Raw genomic sequence first — 22,960 nt, forward strand, 5'->3', positions numbered from 1 at the left:
TAAAAAAATCCATACTATGTAAAGAATTTGAGAAAAGGAGGCAAATTATGCAAACACAGTATTTTCCTTACTACCACTATCCACATACCATTATGCTACAGAACGATTACAGAAATGCATATGGGAATGAATATGGACCTGAATATTGGAATGACGAGCGCTTCTTTCCTTTCTTTCCGCTTTTGGCGCCTGTAGCTTTTGTTGCAGGATTGGCAATTGGACCGTTGCTATTCAATAACCGTCCACCTGTCTATCCATACCCTCCTCCATACCCGCCCGCTTACCCTCCTTACCCTGCTTATCCAGCGTACCCTCCTTATCAAGGCTTTCAGGGTTATCAGCAACAACAATTCGGCGCACAGGCTGCGGTATCTGAAAATATCAATATATACACACAATAAGAGTTGGACAGAAGGCGACATAAACGCCTTCTTTTTCTTGGTCCAAAAGGGAGTCCGATTGAATTTTACTTCCCTATATATTTTGAAGTGGTATAATATGAAAATGAATAGATGGTAAAGTGTTGGGAAATGATGGTCATACCCTTAGAGATGTACATGCCTTATTTTTTCACTATTATCTGCCTGGTTGCAAACACGTCTCCATTTCAACCAATATATAAAACAGGTTTTTACTGAAGGAAGTCTGTTTGTAACGTCCTTCTAACCTTATTAAGAAAAGGAGTTTCCACTAATGAACCAAACGAAAGGACATTCTGAAAGGGATGAGTTTTCGATAAACTCCCTTGCCCAAGCCGTGTTTATTGTCAATAAACATGCAAAGACTGCATTGGAGCCAAAGAATTTATATAATTTAAAACGGCTCGCATTAAGCAAGCTTATGCAAGAAGGAAAAGCGAAGAAGATTGGACTTCATTTCTCTGATAACCCTCGCTTTGCAGCACAACAATCCGACGTCATTGTCGAATGCGGATCATATGTTTTTCATTTACCTCCCACTAAGGAAGATTTGAAAAAACTACCCCACCTCGGCAGCCGGGCAGCCTCCATACGGAACCCTAAAGCCGCGTTGTCATTATCCAAGGCAAAACAGATCCTGCAATCTTACGTTGGACAAGCAGGAGAAAAACAACCGAACACAACCAACACCGAGAAAAGGGCTCACGGGCGCGGGTCGGTCAAGCAACCTTTTCACAATCCTTTCCCATCCTCCTTTTTAGGAAAAGGTTCCAAGTATTAATCATTGATAAACCAAACGGGCCGTGAGGTAACGCCTCATCGGCCCGTTTTCACATTCATAATACCATTCTGTCTATCAACTTTATAAGCTCTGCAATTTCAGGCTTGCTGATTTGTGCGTCGGCCCCTACGACCTGACCTTTATGACGCAGGCTGTCAGTAATCAAAGAAGAGAAAATAATCACCGGCACCCCAGCGAGTTCCCCGTTTTCCTTTATTCTTCTAGTCAAATGATGTCCATCCATCTGAGGCATCTCAATATCGGTAATCACCAGTTGCACTTCATCTTCAACCACTTTTCCCGATTCGATTAAATTCTCCAGATAATTAAATGCATCAAGTCCATTTTCATAAAACTCCAAGTACTTGAATCCAGCTTCTGACAATGTATCAAACAGCAGCTTTCTCAGTAATGGAGAATCTTCTGCAATCAGGATCCTCTTGTCTGAATTTTGCCGGGTACCAAGCTTTTTAACCTGTTGGATGTTTATTCCCGATTCTGGATTGATTTCGACCACTATCTTTTCAAAATCGAGTAATAGTAACATTTCACTATTTAATTTTATTACTCCGATAATCTGACTTTCCAGGCCTTGATACATATCCGAAGGCTTTTCGATTTGGGACCAGGAAATACGGTGAATCTGTGTTACGGTATGGACATGGAAAACCACTTTTTGCTGATTGAATTCAGCCACTATGTATTTATCCTGCTCAGGAGTTTCAGATGGCGGAAACCCTAAAGCATCCGCGACATTCACAACTGGCAGGACTTCTCCGCGAAGCTCGATGATCCCCTCCACATTTGGATGGGAATGAGGGACAAGCGTGATGGGGACAGGATTAATGATTTCCTTCACCTTGATTACGTTAATGCCGAATTTATTCTTTCCGAGACCGAATTCAACTATCTCAAGCTCATTCGTGCCACTTTCCAGTAATATTCCTTTATTTGCTTCCAATGTGTCATCTCGCCCTTCTCTTACTTTTTCATTTCATAATTCCCACGAAAAATTTCATGGTTTTATCAATGAACTCATACCTAATAATTCGGTTAAATATTTCTTTTGTTTAGAGCACAGATAAAAAAAGGATCAAGAAGTGATTATCTATTGAAGCCAAACTAAAAAGGGACCCATCAGAGTCCCCCCTTTTTCCAAGTTCATTTTTAACCACTGCCATTCCGCCCATCATATCGATCGTAAAGGGCCTGTCTCGGCCAGTTGGTTCATTTCATCTCTTTCGCGACCTATTCTTAGGATTGAGCCAACCTTTTTTAACAAAGAATAGAAACATCATCAAGGCAATTCCGCCCATCATTCCAAGAATGAGGAAATAGCCATAATGCCAATTTAATTCCGGCATATATTCAAAATTCATCCCATATACGCCAACTATGAAGGTCAGCGGCATGAAAATGGTAGTGATGACAGTCAATGTCATCATCGTTGAATTCATATTATTAGAGTTCACAGACAAATAACTATCTCGGATATCGGACGAAAAATCTCGATAGGATTCAAGCATTTCAGTCAATTTAAGAAGATGATCGTACACATCATTAAAATAAAGATGCTGATCTTTCAAGTAATTCAGTCGCTCCGATGAAATCATTCTGTACAATAAATCACGCATCGGCAATATGGTCCGACGGAGCCTGGACATATCTGTACGTAAATCGAAAAGCTGATCCATCAATTCGTTAATCGTGTCATTTTCAGTATTTTCCTCAATGCTACCCAATTCGCTTTCAATTTTATAAACCGGTGGGAAGAATTCATCGACGATCCTGTCAATTATCCTATGCATCAAGAAAAAGGGACTTTGCTTCAACATTTTATTACCAGCAATTTCTTCCCGTACCTTTTCCAGTTCAAGCATCTCTTCCTTATGAAAACTGACTATCCATTTTTCACCAACAAACATATCCAATTCCACTGCCTTAAATACCTTCTCCCTTAGAGCATGTATCACAAGAAATTGGTAGCCCTCATAAAAATCCATTTTGGGACGTTGATTAAAATCATCCAGGCAGTCTTCAATTGCCAGCGGGTGAAAGTGAAAATGATTGGATAAAAGTTCGATTTCCTTGTTTGTGGGGTTGGAAAAATCCACCCAGAACCACTCGATATCCGGATTATTCATTTCCGTAAGCGGTAAATCAAAACTGATTTCTTGATTAGAAGTAATTGAACAAGTCCTTATCAAATATATCAACCCTCAAAATTTTCTTATCATACATTATACCTTTAATTCATCAATCTCAAAAAGTTTTCTCCCCCATCCAAACTAAATGATAAAATAGAATGAATGAGTCAAACATAGTACATAATTCATGTAGTTAGAAAAGGGAGGATATTCATAGTGGAACATTTAATAAACCCTCTAGTAAAAGACGTTCAAATATCAGGAATCCGTAAATTCTACAATATGGTGGCTGATATCGAAGGCACCATTTCCTTAACGATAGGACAGCCTGACTTTCCAACTCCAATGCATATTAAAGAAGCGGCAAAACAAGCCATCGATAATGACTATACCGTTTATACTCACAATGCCGGCTATCTGGAATTAAGGGAAGCCGCTTCAAAATATGTCAAGGATAAATACAAGCTTAGCTATGATCCAGCCAATGAAGTCCTAGTGACTTCTGGTGCCAGCGAAGGCATAGACATTACCTTTCGGACGATTCTCATCCCAGGGAACGAAGTCATATTACCGGGTCCCGTATATCCGGGATATGAACCCATCATTAAGATGTGCGGTGCAACTCCTGTTTATGCCGATACAACAAAAAATGGATTTCGTTTGACTGCAGATATAATTGAAAAGTACATAACTGATCAAACACGGTGCATCGTTCTGCCCTATCCATCGAATCCGACCGGGGTTACATTATCTGCCGAAGAATTATTGGATATTGCCGAACTTGTAAGGGGCAAGGACATATTCATATTGGCTGATGAGATATACAGTGAACTGGTATTCGATCAGGAGCATGTTTCGATTGCCACTTTCTTAAAAGAACAAACCATCGTCCTGAACGGATTGTCCAAGTCCCATTCCATGACCGGGTGGAGGATTGGCCTTCTGTTTGCGCCTGCAGCCATCTCTCAGCATATCCTGAAGGTTCATCAATACAATGTAACTTGTGCCGCCTCCGTATCGCAGAGGGCTGCCTTGGCAGCATTGACGGCAGGCAGGGATGATGCCATTCCCATGAAGACTGAGTATGCACGGAGACGGGAATACGTATTCAGTCGCTTACAAGCGATGGAACTGGAAATAGTCAAACCGAATGGCGCCTTTTACTTCTTTATAAAGCTGCCTGAGGGCTATGACTCTTCCCTTGATTTTTGCCTCAAGCTTGTTCAACAGGAAAAAGTGGCAGTGGTCCCTGGAGATGCCTTCTCTCCCCTTGGCGAAGGGTACTTCAGGATATCTTATGCCTATTCCATGGAAACCCTTGAAAAGGCTTTGGACCGTATTGAAGCTTTTTTAGCTAAAAAGTAACCGAAAAAAAGTGGCCTTCAATTGAAGGCCACTTTCCTATTTTTCAAAGATGTCAGGCTACCGGAGGTTTTTCACCAAGCCAGTCAACTAATACAATCTCCGTAAAAAACGAATTTCCCGATATCCTTCTTCCTTATTTGTCGTGGTAAGGCTCACTTCAACGATGGACCCAAGCAAATCAGCCATCACTTCTTCAAATTCCTTTGCGGAGCGCGGCTTTGAAAAACCTAAACTCTTCAATTCGCGCATCAGGATCTGAAAACCGGCATTCGTTTCGATATGACTGAATTTCACCGGCAAGATTAGCGGACTTTCATTCATTAATTTCAGATCCCAACGAATGGGCTTTGTTTGATGAATGGTTTTTTCTCGTTTAAAGCCTTCAATCCTTACAATATATCGACCATCTTCTAATTCCTGAAACTTCATATTGATATCATCGAATTCGCCCATAGCTTTCACTCCTTTTTGTAAAGGCTGTCGCTATCAGCTTATTCATGGTAAAGAAATGCTAGCACTTAATTATAATGTTTATATAACGCCTGTGTACCGCTATTTTCCTCGCCAGCTTCTGCCAGCCCCTCATATAGGGATTTGCTTAGGCTTAATCCAGGAGCGTCCATTCCCATTCTTTCCGCTTCATCAAGTGCAATCTTCATATCCTTGATAAAATGCTTGATATAAAAACCAGGTTCAAAATCCCCTTCAACCATCCGCGGCACAAGATTGGACAGTGACCAGCTTCCGGCAGAACCCGATGATATGCTTCTTAATACCCGTTCCGGATCCAACCCCGCCTTTTGGGCATAGGAAATCGCTTCAGTCACTCCGATCATATTAGATGCAATGGCGATTTGATTGCACATTTTCGTATGCTGTCCCGAACCAGCCGGGCCTTGATGGACAACATTGCTGCCAATGATATCAAAAATGGGCCTGACCGCTTCAAATGCCTCACTAGAACCGCCGACCATGATCGTAAGCTTTGCATCACGGGCACCGATATCTCCTCCGGAAACCGGTGCATCCAATGATTCCATGCCTCTTTTCTTGGCTTCCTCCGCTATTTTCACTGCCAAAGTCGGAGTGGAGGTCGTCATATCGATTAAATGGGTTCCTTGTTTCCCGTTCTCGATAAGCCCATTTTCCCCAAGATAGATTTCTTCCACATCACTAGGGTATCCTACCATGGAAATGATCACATTAGCTTTCTGAGCAATTTCCTTTGGTGCAGATGCCCACTTCGCGCCCTGTGAGAGCAGTTCACTTGCCTTATCTTTCGTCCTTGTATAAACAAATACCTCATATCCCGCCTTAAGGAGATTTGCGGCCATACTTTTTCCCATAACTCCTAAACCTATGAAGCCGATCACTTTGTTCGATTGCATCACTTCAGATTCCTCCCAATCATTTTGTTTCAAAAATCCTTAAATGGACTTTATCATTCCTCCGTCAACTAAGTAGGACTGCCCCGTTAAATATGTATTGGCACCTGAAACAAGGAAAGTAACGAACTTTGCAAATTCCTCGGGTTCCCCATAACGGCCAAGAGGGATTTTGTTAATGGATTGTTCAGTCATCTCCTCAGGAGTGACGCCTTGTTTCTCTGCATTCAATTTATCAAGGTGCTGAACACGGTCCGTTGCGATTCTTCCTGGTCCAACTGTATTGATCAATATCCGGTCTGGTGCTAATTCTGAAGCTAACGTCTTTGACAATCCAACGATTGCAGTCCGGAATGTATTCGATAGGATCAATCCCGGAATCGGTTCCTTAATGGATGAAGAAGCGATATTAACGATTTTCCCGCCCTGTTTTTTTAAATGTGGCAAGCTCTCGCGGATCGTCCTTATGAAGCTTAGTAAATTAAGTTCGAAAGATTGTTGCCATTCTTCGTCATTGAAATCTGTAAATGAACCCCCTGGAGGACCTCCGGCGTTATTAATAAGAATATCGATACCTCCGAACTCTTCAGCAGTTTGCCTAACCAAGCTTTTAATATCTTCAGCTTTTGTTATATCCGTTACCATATAAGCAACTTTACCCGCCCCAAGCTGTGATATTTCCCTTTGCACGGCGGCAAGCTTTTCTCCATCACGGCTGGCTAGCATGACATTTGCGCCTTCTTTAACCAATTCAGCTGCCATGGCCTTCCCCAAACCTTGACTTGAGGCTAAGATCAAAGCATTTTTCTTTTCCAAATGTAATTCCATATTTTATCATGACCTCCATATTCTCTAATCTATAATTCCATTATATCGCCATATTCGAAAAGTGAAAAATCTGAATAATCATTCTTGTGATTTTTTATATCTTGCGGTCACAAAAAAAAATTGCCGGTTGGATAACCCAACCGGCATCAAAGGGGGAAATGAGAATGTCAGCTGCCCTAATAGAGCTAAACAACTGTGCTTGCTTTTTATTTACCCCGATTTTGGTGCAATAAACATTTTTTCTTGAATGTCCAAGCAAAAATTACAGGAAAGCACCCCATCCGGAGATTCTGTGGATGGGGTGCCGTTTTTCCTCATTTTTTCTATTTCTTCAAAGCGTTAATTACCGCTTCTTTCACATTATCATTCGTATCCAACTCTAAAACTTCCTGAGATAGTTTTTTCATCTCTTCAAGCGAAAGTTGGCTAATTAAAGAACGTGCTTTTAAAATCGAAGTGGCACTCATTGAGAATTCATCAAGACCCAATCCGATCAAAATCGGTATGGCAATTTCATCTCCAGCCATTTCCCCGCACATCCCGGCCCATTTCCCTTCTTTATGAGCGGCATCTATGACCATTTTAACCAGGCGTAAAATCGCTGGGTTATATGGTTGATATAAATAAGATACTCTCTCATTCATTCGGTCAGCGGCCATCGTATACTGAATCAAGTCGTTAGTGCCTATGCTGAAGAAATCGACTTCCTTAGCAAATATATCAGCCATCACTGCAGTTGAAGGGATTTCAACCATAATTCCGACTTCAATTTTTTCGGCAACTTGAATGCCATTATCAAGCAATTCCTGCCTAACTTCAGCCAAGACGGCTTTAGCCTCGCGGAATTCAGCTAGTGTGGCGATCATCGGGAACATGATTTTCAAATCCCCATAAATGCTTGCGCGAAGCAGGGCACGGAGCTGAGTCCGGAAAATCTCCTGCTCATTTAAGCAAAGGCGAATCGCACGGTATCCAAGAAAAGGATTCATTTCCTTAGGAAGCTCTAAATAAGGCAACTCCTTGTCTCCGCCAATATCAAGCGTTCTGACGACTACAGGCTTACCTGACATGCCTTCCAGCACCGCTTTGTATGCCTCGAACTGCTCTTCTTCACTTGGAAAGTCATTTCTGCCCATATAAAGAAATTCCGTACGATATAACCCGATGCCTTCTCCGCCATTTTGATGAACGCCATCCAGATCTTTTGGAGTACCAATATTTGCAGCCAATTCCACATGATGGCCATCATTTGTAACAGTTTGTTCATGAACCAGTTTAGCCCACTCAGCCTTTTGCATGGCATAGGCTTCCTGCTCCTCTTCGTAGCGTTTCACGAGTTCAGGAGTAGGATTTATGTGCACTTCACCTTTTAGCCCGTCAATAATGACCAAGTCACCATTTTCAATGGACGAGGTCACTGATTTTGCTCCAACGACTGCTGGAATTTCCAATGAACGTGCCATTATGGCTGAATGGGATGTCCGTCCACCGATATCGGTCGTAAATCCTTTGACGTATGCCGGATTCAACTGTGCTGTATCGGATGGAGTCAAATCCTCCGCAATGATGATCACTTCTTCAGCAATCATGCTTGGATTTGGAATATGAACACCTAAAAGATGCGACAGCACCCGTTTCGTCACGTCACGGATATCCGCTGCCCGTTCCTTCATGTATTCATTATCCATTTGTTCAAACATCGTAATGAACATGCTTGCGGTTTCATTTAAGGAAAACTCAGCGTTGACGCTTTCTGATTGAATTTTATCCTGAACGGGAGTTATAAGTTCCGGATCAGCCAAAACAAGAAGGTGTGCGTCAAAGATAGCGGCTTTATCGGCCCCTAAATCCTTTTCGGCTTTATCCCTGATAATCTCCAATTCATTTGTTGACTTTTGAATAGCTTCCTTAAAACGGGATATTTCCGCCCCGACATCTTCTATGCTTCTTTTTTCAATCGATAAATCTGGCTCTGTCAGTCGATAGGCTTTAGCGATGGCTATTCCGTTTGAAGCTGCTATTCCACTAATCAAAGTGGACATTATTCTGCTAATCCTTCTCTGTTCAACGTTTCAGCAAGTGTATTTAGTGCATCATTTTCATCGCTTCCTTCAGCAGAAATCGTAATTTCCGCACCTTGGCCAATACCCAGTGACATTACACCCATAATGGACTTAAGGTTCACTTTTTTCTCTTTATAAGAAAGGTTTATTTCTGAATCAAATTTTCCTGCAGCTTGTACAAGCAATGTAGCCGGACGAGCGTGAATTCCTGTTTCTGCAGTTACTGTAAATGTTTTTTCTACCATATAAATCAATCTCCTTTAAGATAAATTAACAAAAATAGGTTATGTAAGGGGGGTCTCCATCCACTCAGAAAAGAAATGAAAAAAGAAATACCCTTTTCCTTATCAGGATAGCATTATCATTCCCAACAAACAAACCAAAACTATTGGTACCTACAAAATAGTACAAAAATATAGATGGAACTGCAACTATTACTTTTCAGATTCTTCAATGATTAAATGGATAACTGTGCATTTTTGGTAAAAAATGCCCTGAAACTCAGCATAATGAAAAGTACCACCGTTAATGAAACACTTCCGAGAATCCCGATTATTATCGCAATCTGGTATTCAATAGCGATGAGCGGGCTAATCCCCGACAGGATTTGCCCTGTCATCATTCCTGGAAGGAAGATAATCCCCATCCCGAGCATATTGTTCAAAGTCGGGAGCACTGCGGAGTCGAATGCAGCATCCACATATTTCTTCACAGCTCTCGCTGGAGTCGCTCCAAGCATCAACATCGCTTCCACCTTTTCACGATTACTGCTAATCCCATCATGAAGGTTTTTAAGCGCCAATGTCACTCCAGTCATGGCATTCCCAACGATCATCCCTGCAATTGGAATGAAATACCTCGGCTCATACCACGGCGTGAAATGGATGACAACCACATTAAAATAAAACAAGGCCGCCATGGGTCCTGACAACATACTTAGGATAACCATCCTTTTGATTTTCTTATTAATTGTATAAGGCACTTGCTTAAAAATATTATGGATGGAAAACAGGGCCATCGCACATAAAAATCCTAAAGAAAGTAAAGGGTGGGGATTTTCAAAGATATATGTCAGAACATATCCGGCGAGAATGAGCTGCACCGTCATCCGTACCGTAGCGAGCATGATTTGCTTTTCCCGTGAAATCCCCCGCCATTTCACGATTATGAGCAGAATTACTACAAAGACGTAGGCTGCACAGAGACGCCAGAACTCAATATCTATTATCCCATTCGCTTCCATTAATAGTCACCCTCCTTTGCCTTTTTCAGAACGATCCTCTTTTCAGCACATATTTCCGCAAGTTGTTTTGAATGGGTTATCATGATGACTGTTCCTTTTTCCCGCTTCACTTCTTCTAAAAAACGGCTCATGACCGTCAGCTCGGCTTCTTCATCAAGAGCTGAAGTCGGCTCATCCAGTAAATACACCTCAGGTTTCAATAAAAGTAACCTCGCCAGTGCCAGCCTCTGTTTCTCCCCGCCCGAAAGATTCTCCGCCCCTTCGTCTAAAGGCTTCTGCAACTGGACGGTTTCAAGTGCTTTAACCAATTCGGCTTTATCCTTTTTTTTCCGTTCTGTCAATTCCAGGCCAATCTGAAGGTTTTCTTCAATCGTACCCGGTAAAGTGAACGGTGACTGAGAAAGCATTGTGACTTTACGCCGGAGCTCTATCGGGTTGAATTCATCCAGCAACTGATCCTGATAATAGATCGAACCGCTATCCGGGTCATCCATCCTGTTCAATAATCGGAGCAGTGAGGTTTTCCCTGCACCGCTTTCCCCGGTCAAGCAAGTAACCATACAAGCAGATATTCTCAAATCATCAATTTTCAAAATCCCTTTATACCTAATATTTTCAAGCCTAAATATCATTTTACACGCCTGCCTCCCTTGCTCCACCATATCATTATAAGAAACTATCACGATATGAGGTAGCGATGCATGAAAAAATTTCAATGATTTTCATTTTCTTTCCCTTTTTTATCGGTTAGTATTATTCCTGCCGAATATATCCATGACGGACGTGGAAAACACCTAAATAAATGGAGGGACTTATCATGAACGGAAATTCCTTAATACAATCTTATCTGAATGTTTTTCTCCTGACTGCACTTTGCCTGATCACGTTGTCTGGCTGCCAAGTTGCATCAGATAACCTAATTAATCAATCCAAACAGGAAGAGTCAATTTCCAACGAAGACATCCGATCCAGTGCGGGTTCTTCAAATGAAGAAAAAGGCAAGACATTCACAGCCGAGATCATTAAAGTTGTAGACGGAGATACAGTAAAAATCAAAATGGCTAATGGAAATGAAGAAACGGTCAGGCTCCTTTTGGTAGATACTCCAGAAACCGTCCACCCATCCAAGCCAGTTCAGCCCTTTGGACCTGAAGCAAGTAAATTCACCAAGGAACTAATGCCAGCGGGTTCTGAAGTGGAAGTAGAAACCGGCATAGGTGAAAGAGATAAGTATGGCAGGCTGCTGGCCTATTTTTATGTTGACGGTAAAATGGTGAATAAACTCCTGCTTGAAAAAGGACTGGCCAGGGTAGCCTATGTTTATGCACCGAACACGAAATATCTAGATGAATTGGAAAGTATTCAGAAACAAGCCCAAAAAGACGAAATCGGTATTTGGTCAATTGAAAACTATGCAACCTCAAAGGGGTTTGATGATTCGAAGTCCATGGAAGCTTCAGTGGAAATGCCAACTGCATCATGCAGTAACCCGCAAATTAAAGGGAATATAAACTCTAAAGGCAACAAAATATATCACATTCCTTCGGGCCAATATTACGAAATAACCAAACCGGAAGAAATGTTTTGTACCGAACAAGACGCACAGGATGCTGGATTCCGAAAATCGCAAAGTTAACAAATACAATGTTTACATAGTATGCCCGCTTCGGAAATCGCAATTAAGAACGTATATGGGAACTTAAAAGAGATCCGTTTGTATTTAAAAAGCTCCGGCTTGATCACAGAAAAACCATTGAAGATAAGCTGGTCTCAAACTTGGTTTGTGATGAGTCCAGTTGATTGGAACGGATGGTACGAGACTCCTGCGGGAAAAGCGCGTCCAAGGGAGACCCCACAGGCGAAAAAGCGCCGAGGAGGCTCCCGGACCGCCCGCCGAAAGCGAGTGCCTGGAGTGGAAATCAACGTTCCTTTTACAAACCCTCAAATAATCGTTTAAATGATTACAGAAATCCCTTTTGTCGACAAACTGAATACCTCCCCATGATATATGGATTTACATTAAATGAAGAAGTATTGAATGGTTTTGGCACATCCAATCTAAGGATGTGTTTTTCATTTGGCCCTCCCTCTTTTAAGTTCAATTGAATCTTCCTTTTCCTTTTAATAAGTTCGTCGTTAATCCCGTTAAAACCCACTTTTTATTCCTTCCATTTACCCGTTATGCCAATTGGCTTTAGCCGAACGATTTATTTATGTTAGAAGCACCCGGGAATACAGGAAAGTGCACTTTCTAAAGGTTGCTTGCTTAATGGAAGATTTCTCAGCACTAACGTCTGAATTCACGCCGATGATCCATCATATCATCCGCTCACTTTCCATCTATAAAAATAAGGAAGAATATTTTCAAATAGGATTGATTGCTTTATGGGAGTCATATGGGAAATTCGATGAGGAATACGGTCAGTTCTCCAACTATGCCTTTACGGTAATCAAAGGCAAAATTCTGAACGAATTAAAGCACCACCATAAATATGAAGCCCACACCGAACCATTTGATTCCTTCATACTAGACATTAAAGATCCACTTTCAATACACGATGAGGCCTTTGCCATCGATAATATCTTAACCTACACGGATGGATTGACACTGAATCAGCAACGCTGGCTTTTACAGACGTACTTGGAGAATAAAACGGTGACTGAAATTGCTGAGGTATATCAAGTTACTACCGCAGCCGTCAAATCATGGAGAAGGTCCGCTTTAAATAAATTAAGGAAACAATTGATTTTTCGATAATGAATAAGGGTGGCTCAATCATGAGCCACCCCCCAAAAATATACATTAACTTCTCGCTTCTTCTAAATACGTATAAATTATCACACCGTTATGTTGAGCATTCCCCCGAAAATGTTTAAAGTCTTCCCTTTTAACAAGAACCTCACGAAAAGGTAAAAATTCTTCTTTTGTTATCCTGAATTCATCCATTTCCCGATTTGCCAGTTTATCGAGTACATCTTTTGCTTCTTCTGGATTCATAAGATTATCCTCCTTAATTATCAAATGTTCTATCATTTCTACAGGAGAAATTCCGTTTTTATTTTAACATAAGCTTGCCACTTAATATAATTCCAGAACTTTTTGATGTCCACTGCTACATATTTCTTTACGAATGCTTTAAAATAGTGCAAACTGTATAGTAAAATATCATACTGTAAAATGATTGGCATTTATTGTACATAGAATTACATACTGGTACGTATAACTGCGTTCGCAACATTTACCAAATTAAGCCATATCATTACAGCTGCTCCATTACAAGAAATCGTACCTTCCTTTAAAAGTTTAGCTTACTGTACCGACATAAGAGATAACTTTTTCTCTTACTAGCACTTCCCACGTCAAAATCTAAACCGCAAGATGTTCGAATAATCCAATTACTCCATAGTTACTTTTTGATCATTGGAAACAAAATGGGAAAGGATGATTACCATGAAGAAAGCGGAAGTTGGAAATATCATTGAATTTAGAGAAGGCTTAAAAGGAATCGTCGAGAAAGTGAACGAGAACTCAGTAATCGTGGACGTCACGTATATGGAAAATTATCGTGATTTGGAACTTGAACAGAAAACCGTCGTCAACCATAAAAATTATAAAATCATAGGATAATTCAATGTACTCAAACGGGATGGTTACTAGATGACCATCCCGTTTTTCACTTTATCGCAAACTTGCGAATTGATTCTCCCGCTTTTTGTAACCATTTCCACTTCATTCCGTCTAATTCATTAAAGGGCAACACACCTGTATGTGATGCAGGTATATCCAAATTCAGATTGGAATTTCAATCAGAAAGATGAGGGAAAACATGACTAGTTGGACACGTTATATTGGCTGTGTTACATTCGCCGCTTTTCTTCTGACTGGCTGCGGTACGACCACAGACGAAAATGCAGATAAGCCACAGGAAGACTCAGTAAAAGAGGGGAACGAAGGCAATACTTCTCAAGGAGATAATCACAAAGACCGAAATGATAACAAAGTAAGACTGATGGAGCAAAACCTGCAGTATACAATTAACGGGGAAGCAAAAGAAAAAACAGCTTTCCTAAAAAAAAGTGATAATCAACCGTTCAGCCTTTATGTTTTGCAACAATTCAGGTTAAGTGCCGAAGAACCAGGAAAGGATATTGTGTTCCTGACTGAAGATGACTCCATTTATATGAGAATCGAATTGTTGAAGGCGGATGTCAATTGGGATGAGGTGGAAAAAAATGTTCAAGCCCAGCTGAAGAGCATTTCGGAAACAATTAACGATCCTTCACTTGATGTCGAGGGCGGAACAGGCTTTGAAGTGAAAAAAAGCGATGATGTGATCACTTCCATATTGCTCAAGGATGAAAAATCACCCTTCCGCTTAACTATATTCACGAAAAAAGATAGAGATTACCGGGATGCTTTTCTAGAGATGGCTAAGACGCTGATGAAAAGGTGAACATTCATTATACCCGGATACGGAGGGCAAAGGGCAGTCCCTCCGTTCTTCACTCCTTCCCCGCCTTGCTTTTCCAGACCAATATTAAAAAAAGGAGGCTTATGTATCCAAAAACCGGATAAATATATCCTAGTAACCTTCCATATCCGAATTCACTGATGATCAAAGCTATTAAAAAAATCACCGCTATGATCAACATGCTTGGCAATTTAATATAATTGCTGATTTGCCTCTGTAAACCATATATGTTTCCGATGACCGAAGTGAATATCTCCCCGTAAATCACCAAAATGAACATCCAATATAACTGACTGGCTGCCGTTCTCATAATAACCGCTGAAGGAATTTCATATCTATTCACGTCAGGAAGTGTCATCAGCGAAAAATGCCCCGTCAATAAAATGATCGTCAGGAATATCCCACCAAGAATTGCACCATGTTTAATGACCTTCTCATCTCGAACTTCATACGCAACCGGAACCAGCACAGCCTGTGCCAAAGCAAGGTTAAAGGCTGTATAGGCAAATGGTGACAAAATCATTTTCACGGTGATCACTTCATCTGGAACTTTTGTAAGTGTCTTAAGGAAATCCCCATTATCCAAAGTCGAGAAAAAAAGGATCAAACTAAAGCAGATCATGATTGGTACAACAAAAGAGTTCACAGTGAAAACACCGCGCATGCCCATCATCAGGACCAAGGATGCCAGTATGATCGTAGACCAGCTTCCTATACTTTTGGGCACGCCAAGTTGTTCTTCAAAAACGGCTCCTGAACCCGAAATCATGACAGCCGTCACCCCTAGCAGCATGATAAGGAAAAAGAAGTTGATGATTCCCGCTACTTTCCTCCCAAAAAGAAATTGATTGAACTCCTCATAAGAAGATGCTCTTATCCTTGTGGAAATGAGCATGATTTTCGTCCCAGTGAAAATGAAAATATAACCTGCTATTAAAATCCCGATAAAGCCATAAAAGCCATAACGGGTAAAAAACTCGACAATCTCTTTTCCAGTTGCAAATCCTGCACCGACGACTGTGCCTACATAAACTGCTGCAATCTGAAAACTCCCTGACCACCTTGACAGCATGCTCTCCCCTCCTCCCTACATTTATATGTAAGGAAGAGAGATTTAAGACAAGCCGAGCAATATTCCTTTCGTCGGCTGTTTTTTCCTGTGCTAACATTCTCTCATTTGTGAAGTCAGAAACTCCCTATGCACTTCTCTGTGGAGCTAAATCAGCACTTTTCATGCCAACATTCCTAGCGTATGAAAGGTTTAAAAAAACGCTTGGAATAATCTCCAAGCGTTCGTTTCATACAGCCTAATATGTCATAATGCCTTATCATCTACAGTGGAGAGCCATTCGTCTATCACCTTTACAACGGACTGTACTGTACCGTCATCAAATGGGGATTTCAGATTCGCAGATTCAACGAGACCAAGGAAGGACTTGCTGCCTCCAAGTTGGCACAGATTCAAATAATCCTTCCAAGCCGTTTCATCTTTTTCATTCGACCTTTTCCAGAATTGGAAAGCACAAATCTGGGCCAATGTATAGTCGATATAATAGAAAGGTGATTGATAAATGTGGCTTTGCCGCTGCCAATACCCGCCATTCTCCAAGAATTCATTTCCTTCATAATCGCGATGTGGCAAATATTCCATCTCGATTCTACGCCAAGCCTGCTTTCTTTCAGCGGGGGAGGCATCGGGATTTTCATAGACAAAATGCTGAAATTCATCAACAGCTACCCCATACGGGAGGAATATGAGGGCCCCGCTTAAATGGGAAAACTTATACTTTTCCGTATCTTCCTTGAAAAACAGCTCCATCCATGGCCAAGTTAAAAATTCCATGCTCATCGAATGGATTTCACACGCTTCATATGTAGGCCAATAATACTCAGGAATGTCAAGTTCACGGCTGCGATACACTTGGAATGCATGACCTGCCTCATGCGTCAAAACATCTATATCCCCGGAAGTGCCGTTGAAATTAGAAAAAATGAATGGAGCTTTATAGTCTTCTATAAAAGTACAATAGCCACCGCTTTCTTTTCCTTTCTTCGCCACAAGGTCCATTAGGTTATTATCAATCATATAGTTAAAAAACTGATTAGTTTCAGGCGAAAGCTCCTGGTACATCTTTTTCCCATTTTCGATGATCCACTCAGCATCGCCTTTTGGAATGGCATTACCCGTTCTGAAATGAAAATTCTCATCATAATAGTTCAGTTTCTCCAATCCAAGACGTTTGCGCTGACGTCCCTTCAGCCGGGTGACAAGCGGTACAACTTCCTCTTTCACCTGCTTGCGGAATGCAGCAACCATTTCAGCATCATAATCAGTCCGGGTCATTCGATAATACCCAAGTTCCACGAAATTCCCATAACCCAGCGCTGTCGAAATCCCATGCCTCACCTTGACAAGATCATCGAATATACGATCCAATTCCTCCTGTTTTTCTTCAAAGAAACCGTAATAAGCTTCACTTGCATTTTTCCTTAACTCACGGTCCGGGGACTCCATAAAAGGCTGAAGTTGCGCAAGTGTTAATTCTTTTCCATCAAAGTGAATTTTTGCAGAGGCAATCAATTGTGAATATTCACTTGATAACTTATTTTCTTTTTGCAGCTGTGGTATGATTTCGGGCGAAAAAGTTTTGAGTTGGGCCTCTGCAAGGTCGAATAGTTGAGTTCCCCATTTACTCTCAAGCTCTTTACGATATTTCGAGCGAACGAGTTCATTGTAAAATTTTGTGGTTAACTCTTCCATTTCAGGGGAGAAGTCATCTAAATAATCATTCTCAGCTTTATAAAAATCATCATTGGTATCAATGGAATGCCGTATATAGACCAAATTAATCATCGTACCTACATAATTTCGGATCTCATTTATTTCTTCCATGGCTTTTATTTGCGCATCAGCATTAGCAGCGTCAATAAACTTTTCCAAAGCTTTCATGAATCGGGTTTTAATTTCATCCATTTCAGGACGTTTATATTCATACTCATTAAATTTCATATGTACGCTCCTTTTCATGATATAAAAACATTTTTTCAACCTGAGTAACATTTTGCGGTTATCGTAATATAATTTAATTCGCCACAGCATTATTAAAAACCTTTATGCCCTCAAAACAAATTCAGATTTTATCAGACATAAAAAACCAGCACCTGTAGAGTCAAATCCGGGTGCTGGTTCTTTAACTAATTTTGAGCGGAATACCCAATCTTTTTAAGCAATTCGATAACGGTGGCCTTTTCATCGTGCGTAAGTACACTCATGATATCATCGATTCTTTTTTCATGCTCAGGAAATACTCCTTCAATAAAGGCCTTTCCTTTATCCGTTATTTTTGCAAAGGTTACACGGCGATCCTCTTTACATGCTATTCGCTGTAGATATTCCTTCTGTTCAAGTTTATCCACAACATAGGTAATGCTGCCGCTAGCTAGCAGGATTTTTCCGCCTATTTGCTGAAGGGGCTGATCCCCTTTATGGTAAAGTAATTCCAGTACTGCAAACTCAGTTGGATTCAAACCCTCTTCAGCTATATGTTTATTTACCACATCATTAATTGATCGATGGGCTCTAGACATCACAATGAACAGTTTCAAAGACTGTTGGATGTTATTATTCTCCATAACTTCACAACCTTAAAAATTTTTAATTAAAATATCTTGAATTAAAAGTTATTATATGGCATAAAGACTTTTTTGTCAATCTACCCTGTTAGTATGCACTATTGTTTAATCATTCATTTTGATATACTTGAAAAAAAAGCTAAAGTAGTGACATTCATGAAAACAAGGCATAAATTCACCACATATCTACTTATTGTTATTTTACCATTAATTATTCTCTCAATCATTTATTGGATGCATTTAGAACGTTCCATTCAAAAAGAAAGGCAGGAACAAGCTGAATGGGCGGGAACGGTTTATCAAGAATACATAGATCAAGTTATCAGAGAAACGAAGGAAAACCTTGAGCTGCTTAGCCTTAGCAGTTCCGTGCTTTATATGGATAACAAAAAAACCGAACTTCTTATGAAATGGATCAAAGATACAGATTCCAAGTATGCCGGAATCTATTGGCTAAATCGCGACGGTGTCTCCATTTCAGGGACGAATAAGGATTTCAATCATTACTATTTAATTGAACAGAATGATATAGAACTTGCAGTAAAAACCCAAAAAGCCGTTGTTGTAGGAACAAAGGAACTATACAATCCTGATTACAATTATTTTTCCATTTTTGCTCCCATTCTGGATCATGATAAAAAAGTGCAAGGGTTTTTATTGGCACATATCAGGCTGGATCATATGGAAAATATATTAAAGATTCTCAGCCCTGGTCATACCTTTATATTGGAAACAAAGAACAAAACCCGAATTTTGGATATAAATGCCGACGGATTCACTGGACGTTCTAAATGGGTGGATGTTCCTTTGACCGAAGTAGATTGGAAATTGTCCGTCAAAGTGCCAGACAAGATTAACACAAATAGCATGAATACATTTTTGATGCTTGTCTTTTTCACCTTCTTTTTTACTCACATGATTTATACCATCGTGGAGGAGCTGATCGTTCGCAGGAATACCAGAAACCAAAGGTTACTAAACGAAAGGAAAAAAATAGATTTTGTCGGTACATTGGCTGCCAGTACTGCACATGAAATAAAAAACCCACTTACCGGCATAAAGGGGCTAGTGCAGTTATTGGTTGAAAAACACCCGGAAGAACAAGATCAGTTCTATTACTCTGTCATCATGAAGGAAATTGAACGGATCAATAGTATCGTCAGCGAATTTTTGATTTTAGGGAAGCCGATGGCCCAAGCTTTATCCTTATATGATATTCGCAGTATCATTGCAGAATTGAGACCAATAATAGAATCAGAAGCACGTCACTTCAATATTGAAGTGGAATGGAATATCATAAAGGAGCCGATCCTGGTTCATTGTACAAATGACCAACTCAAACAAGTCATACTCAACATTGCCAAAAACGGTTTCGAGGCCATGGAAGTTGGGAAAAAGTTAAGGATTCGAATTCACCATGAAAATGAATGGGCTAAAATCATGATCATCGACACTGGGCAAGGACTGAATGAAAAGGAAATAGGTAAAGTGTTCGATCCCTTCTATACATCAAAAAAGGAAGGAACGGGATTAGGGCTATTTGTGTGTAAACGAATAATTGAATCTTTTAACGGCACCATCGAGTTTTCAAGTAAACCTCTGAACGGTACAACCGTAACAATCAGCTTACCGCTGATAAAAGACCACCATTAGCAATACTTTGAGAGTTTCATTTTTTTTTATGAAGACCAGTAACGATTCCGATTTATTTAAAGGTGTCATGCATACGGTGCATGCTTCTTGAATCTATTTATGGAATAGGTAAAAAACTTAATCAGGAAGAAGGAAGTATACAGATGGGAAGTATCGCTGCCATTAAAACAAAACCGCAAAAACAAGATATGACTCTGAAAATCATGATCATCATTGGCATATGCCATTTAATGAATGATTCTCTTCAGGCCGTCGTACCGGCCATGTTCCCAATCCTCGAAAAATCAATGTCGCTAACATATACACAGCTGGGAATGATTGCATTCTGCCTGAATATCGTCTCATCGCTCCTGCAACCGGCAGTAGGATTCTATACGGATAAAAAGCCAATTCCTTATGCTTTGCCCATTGGGTTGACCAGTACTTTAATCGGGGTCATCATTCTGGCAATTGCCCCAAACTATACCATTATCCTTGGTGCAGTCCTCTTGATGGGCTTAGGGTCGGCCATATTCCATCCGGAAGGCTCCAGGGTAGCCTATATGGCAGGCGGACCAAAGAGAGGCCTGGCACAATCAATTTATCAGGTCGGCGGGAATAGCGGGCAGGCACTTGCCCCACTCATCACAGCCATCGTACTTGTTCCTTTTGGTCAAAAAGGCGCACTCTGGTTTGCCCTGGTGGCCTTAATGGCCGTTATCCTATTGCTGTATATTGCCAAGTGGTATTCCCAAAAATTAGTTCACTTCCAGCCTAAAAAGCTTGCTGCAAAAATAATCAATAAAGAGCGGTCCCATAAAGTGGCCAAGGCCCTGGTATTGATATTATTCATAATCTTTGCCCGTTCCTGGTATGTATCGTGCATGACGAACTTTTACAGTTTTTATTTGATCGAGCAGTATTCGTTCACGATAAAATCCGCACAATTTTTCCTATTTGCCTTTTTGGCCGCCGGTGCTGTAGGTACATTTTTCGGAGGTCCGCTTGCTGATAGATTCGGGCGTAAAAATGTCATTTTCTTTTCTTTCGCTGCCAGCATGCCAATAACCGCACTTTTACCATTCGTACCCCCTACAGCCGCTTTTGTTTTATTATTGATGGCGGGATTCATTATAATGAGCAGTTTTTCCGTCACTGTAATATACGCACAGGAATTGGTCCCGGGAAAAGTCGGAACGATGGCAGGCTTGACAGTGGGGTTAGCCTTTGGAATGGGTGCCATTGGATCCGTTTCATTGGGAGCCATTGCAGATATAATTGGAATCGAATCCATGATTAAGCTAGTGGGATTCCTGCCATTACTGGGGATCATCAGCATATTGCTGCCGACTGATCTGACATTGAAAAAATGGTATACAGAAGAATGACTGCAAAATGGTTTTTTTCCTGGAACATTTTCTTTATGCCTAAATACAATAAATTATTGTTCCACCCAAAAATTCACTAATGAGTAACGATAAGTTCCATACAAAAAGGAGAAATTTATGAGTGGAGTTTTATTAGGCAGCATCCTATCTGCTATGTCTACAGGGTTTGGTGCGTTACCAATCTTGTTCATTCAAGGTTCAATCACACATCGATTCAGAGACACGCTTCTGGCATTTACAGCTGGAATTATGATGGCTGCTTCGTTATTGAGCCTGATCCCGGAGTCTCTGGCCACCGGAGGGTATATGCAGCTAGTCATTGGGGTTTTTCTCGGGGTAATGACATTAACGATCATGGAAAAAAACATTCCTCATATTGATCTCAGCCATACGAAAAGTGGCATTCAGTTCGATGAAAAGGCTTTGCTCATCATCACTGCCATTACACTCCATAATATTCCTGAGGGTCTTTCTGTTGGGGTCAGTTACGCCTCTGATTCAGCTGATACTGGTAACTTGATCGCTTTTGCCATCGGCTTGCAAAATGCTCCGGAAGGCTTACTAGTCGCCTTGTTTTTAATTAATCAAAAAATCGGTAAACTCACAGCGTTCCTGATAGCGACCCTAACCGGTACCATCGAAATAATTACAGGCTTACTGGGTTATTATTTAACTTCTTACATTGGGTTCCTGGTTCCATACGGCCTAGCTTTCGCCGCCGGGGCCATGCTTTTCATCGTTTATAAGGAATTGATTCCTGAAAGCCATGGGGATGGTAATGAACGCACATCTACCTATTCCTTCATTGTCGGCCTTTTGTTCATGGTCATATTATTGGAAGTTTTGTAATTGCCGAACTTCCATGGCTGGCTCCATCGAGTGAGTCAGCTCTTACTTTTTATTTATCAGTGTAATCCATTCAGAAGAATCAAGACTTCTAAACCAATCCCGATGCATGAAGGACACCTTCTGGTGGCCTCCCCTCGATATATACCCCAAATCCCTAGGAAAATCAAAAGATATATTGTCCTGTTTATATAAGTCTTTCTTTAATTGTTTTCATGAAATGTTTTAATGGTTCATTTCACCAAAAGTCACACAAAGGCGCTTTTCTCCTTGCCTGCTAATTCAAAAAGTCATGCATTCAGGTTCCCTCTAAAAGGTAATGTCATCATTAAACGGCTGCTGCACAATAACAACCATCTCTTCCCGCTTATTTCTCACTTCCACTGATGAATGATGTTGAAGGATCAAATACTCATTTATAAGTTTGTCAAGCTGCTCACTTTGGCGAAGGGTATACTCATGACCTAGTCCATACATTTTGGCCAGCTCCATCATTTCCCAACGCTTCATTCGAATCTCAGAACAAATCTCCATTGCACACCTAGAATTCATAACTACATTCACTACTCCTGCCTTTTTAAAGTTACATTATAATAAAGAAGTATTACAAAATATGCCTTATATGTAAATAGATTCGCAAAAAAAGACAAAACTTCTTAAATTGCGATAATGCTTTACCCACCAGCAGACAGGATATGACGGAAATCTCTAAGCATAAAAACACTTATATCGATTAGGAAGATTTCAAATGAATCCAG

The 22,960-nt window shown here is 40.7% G+C and carries 24 protein-coding genes; 10 read left to right on the forward strand and 14 right to left on the reverse strand.

Going from position 1 to position 22,960, the window contains the following annotated elements:
* Window positions 1-47 precede the first annotated feature (47 nt).
* Window positions 48-401 carry a hypothetical protein gene (locus BW986_RS30075; RefSeq protein ID WP_076366822.1) on the forward strand — a complete coding sequence of 118 codons (354 nt, stop codon included), beginning with the start codon at window positions 48-50 and terminating at the stop codon, window positions 399-401.
* A 292-nt stretch (window positions 402-693) separates the two neighbouring features.
* Window positions 694-1,200 (forward strand): YkyB family protein, encoded by a 507-nt coding sequence (locus tag BW986_RS07965; RefSeq protein WP_076366824.1) that lies wholly within the window; start codon window positions 694-696, stop codon window positions 1,198-1,200.
* 55 nt (window positions 1,201-1,255) lie between these two features.
* Here the strand turns inward: BW986_RS07965 and BW986_RS07970 are convergent, their stop codons facing one another.
* Entirely contained in the window at window positions 1,256-2,161 is a 906-nt protein-coding gene (locus BW986_RS07970) for a chemotaxis protein (RefSeq protein WP_076366826.1), read from the reverse strand.
* Between the two features lie 271 nt (window positions 2,162-2,432).
* Window positions 2,433-3,416: a magnesium/cobalt transporter CorA gene (corA, locus tag BW986_RS07975; RefSeq protein ID WP_179086025.1), complete on the reverse strand. Its 984-nt coding sequence runs from the start codon at window positions 3,414-3,416 to the stop codon at window positions 2,433-2,435.
* A 147-nt stretch (window positions 3,417-3,563) separates the two neighbouring features.
* Here corA and BW986_RS07980 point away from each other — a divergent pair, with 147 nt between their 5' ends.
* Window positions 3,564-4,712: an aminotransferase A gene (locus BW986_RS07980; protein ID WP_076366828.1), complete on the forward strand. Its 1,149-nt coding sequence runs from the start codon at window positions 3,564-3,566 to the stop codon at window positions 4,710-4,712.
* Between the two features lie 87 nt (window positions 4,713-4,799).
* On the opposite strand, the gene BW986_RS07985 is transcribed toward BW986_RS07980, so the two are convergent.
* From BW986_RS07985 to BW986_RS08015, 7 genes are all read right to left on the reverse strand, one after another.
* Window positions 4,800-5,165: a hypothetical protein gene (locus BW986_RS07985; RefSeq protein ID WP_034314117.1), complete on the reverse strand. Its 366-nt coding sequence runs from the start codon at window positions 5,163-5,165 to the stop codon at window positions 4,800-4,802.
* Between the two features lie 65 nt (window positions 5,166-5,230).
* Complete coding sequence (locus BW986_RS07990) at window positions 5,231-6,133, reverse strand: NAD(P)-dependent oxidoreductase (protein ID WP_260320785.1); 903 nt, start codon at window positions 6,131-6,133, stop codon at window positions 5,231-5,233.
* A gap of 6 nt (window positions 6,134-6,139) precedes the next feature.
* Window positions 6,140-6,925: an SDR family oxidoreductase gene (locus BW986_RS07995; RefSeq protein ID WP_076366832.1), complete on the reverse strand. Its 786-nt coding sequence runs from the start codon at window positions 6,923-6,925 to the stop codon at window positions 6,140-6,142.
* Window positions 6,926-7,248: 323 nt separating this feature from the next.
* Window positions 7,249-8,967, reverse strand: coding sequence for a phosphoenolpyruvate--protein phosphotransferase (gene ptsP, locus BW986_RS08000; protein ID WP_076366834.1), 1,719 nt, complete (start codon window positions 8,965-8,967; stop codon window positions 7,249-7,251).
* Window positions 8,967-9,233 carry a phosphocarrier protein HPr gene (locus tag BW986_RS08005; protein ID WP_076366836.1) on the reverse strand — a complete coding sequence of 89 codons (267 nt, stop codon included), beginning with the start codon at window positions 9,231-9,233 and terminating at the stop codon, window positions 8,967-8,969. Before BW986_RS08005 ends, ptsP begins: the two co-directional genes overlap by 1 nt.
* Window positions 9,234-9,445: 212 nt before the next feature.
* Window positions 9,446-10,231 carry an ABC transporter permease gene (locus BW986_RS08010; protein WP_076366838.1) on the reverse strand — a complete coding sequence of 262 codons (786 nt, stop codon included), beginning with the start codon at window positions 10,229-10,231 and terminating at the stop codon, window positions 9,446-9,448.
* The gene (locus BW986_RS08015; RefSeq protein WP_076367917.1) at window positions 10,231-10,860 is read right to left on the reverse strand and encodes an ABC transporter ATP-binding protein; all 630 of its coding nucleotides are present in this window, start codon (window positions 10,858-10,860) and stop codon (window positions 10,231-10,233) included. Before BW986_RS08015 ends, BW986_RS08010 begins: the two co-directional genes overlap by 1 nt.
* 188 nt (window positions 10,861-11,048) lie before the next feature.
* Between BW986_RS08015 and BW986_RS08020 the strand changes: the two genes are divergently transcribed.
* Window positions 11,049-11,867 (forward strand): thermonuclease family protein, encoded by an 819-nt coding sequence (locus BW986_RS08020; RefSeq protein WP_142244551.1) that lies wholly within the window; start codon window positions 11,049-11,051, stop codon window positions 11,865-11,867.
* 633 nt (window positions 11,868-12,500) lie between these two features.
* Complete coding sequence (locus BW986_RS08030) at window positions 12,501-12,989, forward strand: sigma-70 family RNA polymerase sigma factor (protein WP_076366842.1); 489 nt, start codon at window positions 12,501-12,503, stop codon at window positions 12,987-12,989.
* 45 nt (window positions 12,990-13,034) lie between these two features.
* Here BW986_RS08030 and BW986_RS08035 read toward each other — a convergent pair whose 3' ends face one another.
* On the reverse strand, window positions 13,035-13,229 hold the full coding sequence (locus BW986_RS08035; RefSeq protein ID WP_076366844.1) for a hypothetical protein: 195 nt from the start codon (window positions 13,227-13,229) through the stop codon (window positions 13,035-13,037).
* A gap of 453 nt (window positions 13,230-13,682) precedes the next feature.
* Here BW986_RS08035 and BW986_RS08040 point away from each other — a divergent pair, with 453 nt between their 5' ends.
* Together BW986_RS08040 and BW986_RS08045 are read left to right on the forward strand one after the other, a co-directional pair.
* A complete protein-coding gene (locus BW986_RS08040; protein ID WP_064505160.1) occupies window positions 13,683-13,859 on the forward strand; it encodes a YkvS family protein in 177 nt (58 codons plus the stop codon).
* Between the two features lie 199 nt (window positions 13,860-14,058).
* Window positions 14,059-14,685, forward strand: coding sequence for a hypothetical protein (locus BW986_RS08045; RefSeq protein WP_076366846.1), 627 nt, complete (start codon window positions 14,059-14,061; stop codon window positions 14,683-14,685).
* A gap of 49 nt (window positions 14,686-14,734) precedes the next feature.
* On the opposite strand, the gene BW986_RS08050 is transcribed toward BW986_RS08045, so the two are convergent.
* From BW986_RS08050 to BW986_RS08060, 3 genes are all read right to left on the reverse strand, one after another.
* Complete coding sequence (locus BW986_RS08050; RefSeq protein WP_076366848.1) at window positions 14,735-15,775, reverse strand: YkvI family membrane protein; 1,041 nt, start codon at window positions 15,773-15,775, stop codon at window positions 14,735-14,737.
* 243 nt (window positions 15,776-16,018) lie between these two features.
* Window positions 16,019-17,713 carry a M3 family oligoendopeptidase gene (locus BW986_RS08055; RefSeq protein ID WP_076366850.1) on the reverse strand — a complete coding sequence of 565 codons (1,695 nt, stop codon included), beginning with the start codon at window positions 17,711-17,713 and terminating at the stop codon, window positions 16,019-16,021.
* Window positions 17,714-17,898: 185 nt separating this feature from the next.
* Window positions 17,899-18,336 (reverse strand): MarR family winged helix-turn-helix transcriptional regulator, encoded by a 438-nt coding sequence (locus BW986_RS08060; protein ID WP_076366852.1) that lies wholly within the window; start codon window positions 18,334-18,336, stop codon window positions 17,899-17,901.
* Between the two features lie 156 nt (window positions 18,337-18,492).
* Between BW986_RS08060 and BW986_RS08065 the strand changes: the two genes are divergently transcribed.
* From BW986_RS08065 to BW986_RS08075, 3 genes are all read left to right on the forward strand, one after another.
* Window positions 18,493-19,989, forward strand: a complete 1,497-nt coding sequence (locus BW986_RS08065; protein WP_076366854.1) for a sensor histidine kinase — start codon at window positions 18,493-18,495, stop codon at window positions 19,987-19,989.
* A gap of 143 nt (window positions 19,990-20,132) precedes the next feature.
* Window positions 20,133-21,356, forward strand: a complete 1,224-nt coding sequence (locus tag BW986_RS08070) for an MFS transporter (RefSeq protein WP_076367921.1) — start codon at window positions 20,133-20,135, stop codon at window positions 21,354-21,356.
* Window positions 21,357-21,473: 117 nt separating this feature from the next.
* Window positions 21,474-22,205 carry a ZIP family metal transporter gene (locus BW986_RS08075; protein WP_076366856.1) on the forward strand — a complete coding sequence of 244 codons (732 nt, stop codon included), beginning with the start codon at window positions 21,474-21,476 and terminating at the stop codon, window positions 22,203-22,205.
* Between the two features lie 306 nt (window positions 22,206-22,511).
* Here the strand turns inward: BW986_RS08075 and BW986_RS08080 are convergent, their stop codons facing one another.
* Entirely contained in the window at window positions 22,512-22,754 is a 243-nt protein-coding gene (locus tag BW986_RS08080; RefSeq protein WP_076366858.1) for an aspartyl-phosphate phosphatase Spo0E family protein, read from the reverse strand.
* Window positions 22,755-22,960: the final 206 nt, after the last annotated feature.

The sequence above is a fragment of the Peribacillus simplex genome (genome assembly GCF_900156045.1).
Lineage (GTDB): Bacteria > Bacillota > Bacilli > Bacillales > DSM-1321 > Peribacillus > Peribacillus simplex_D.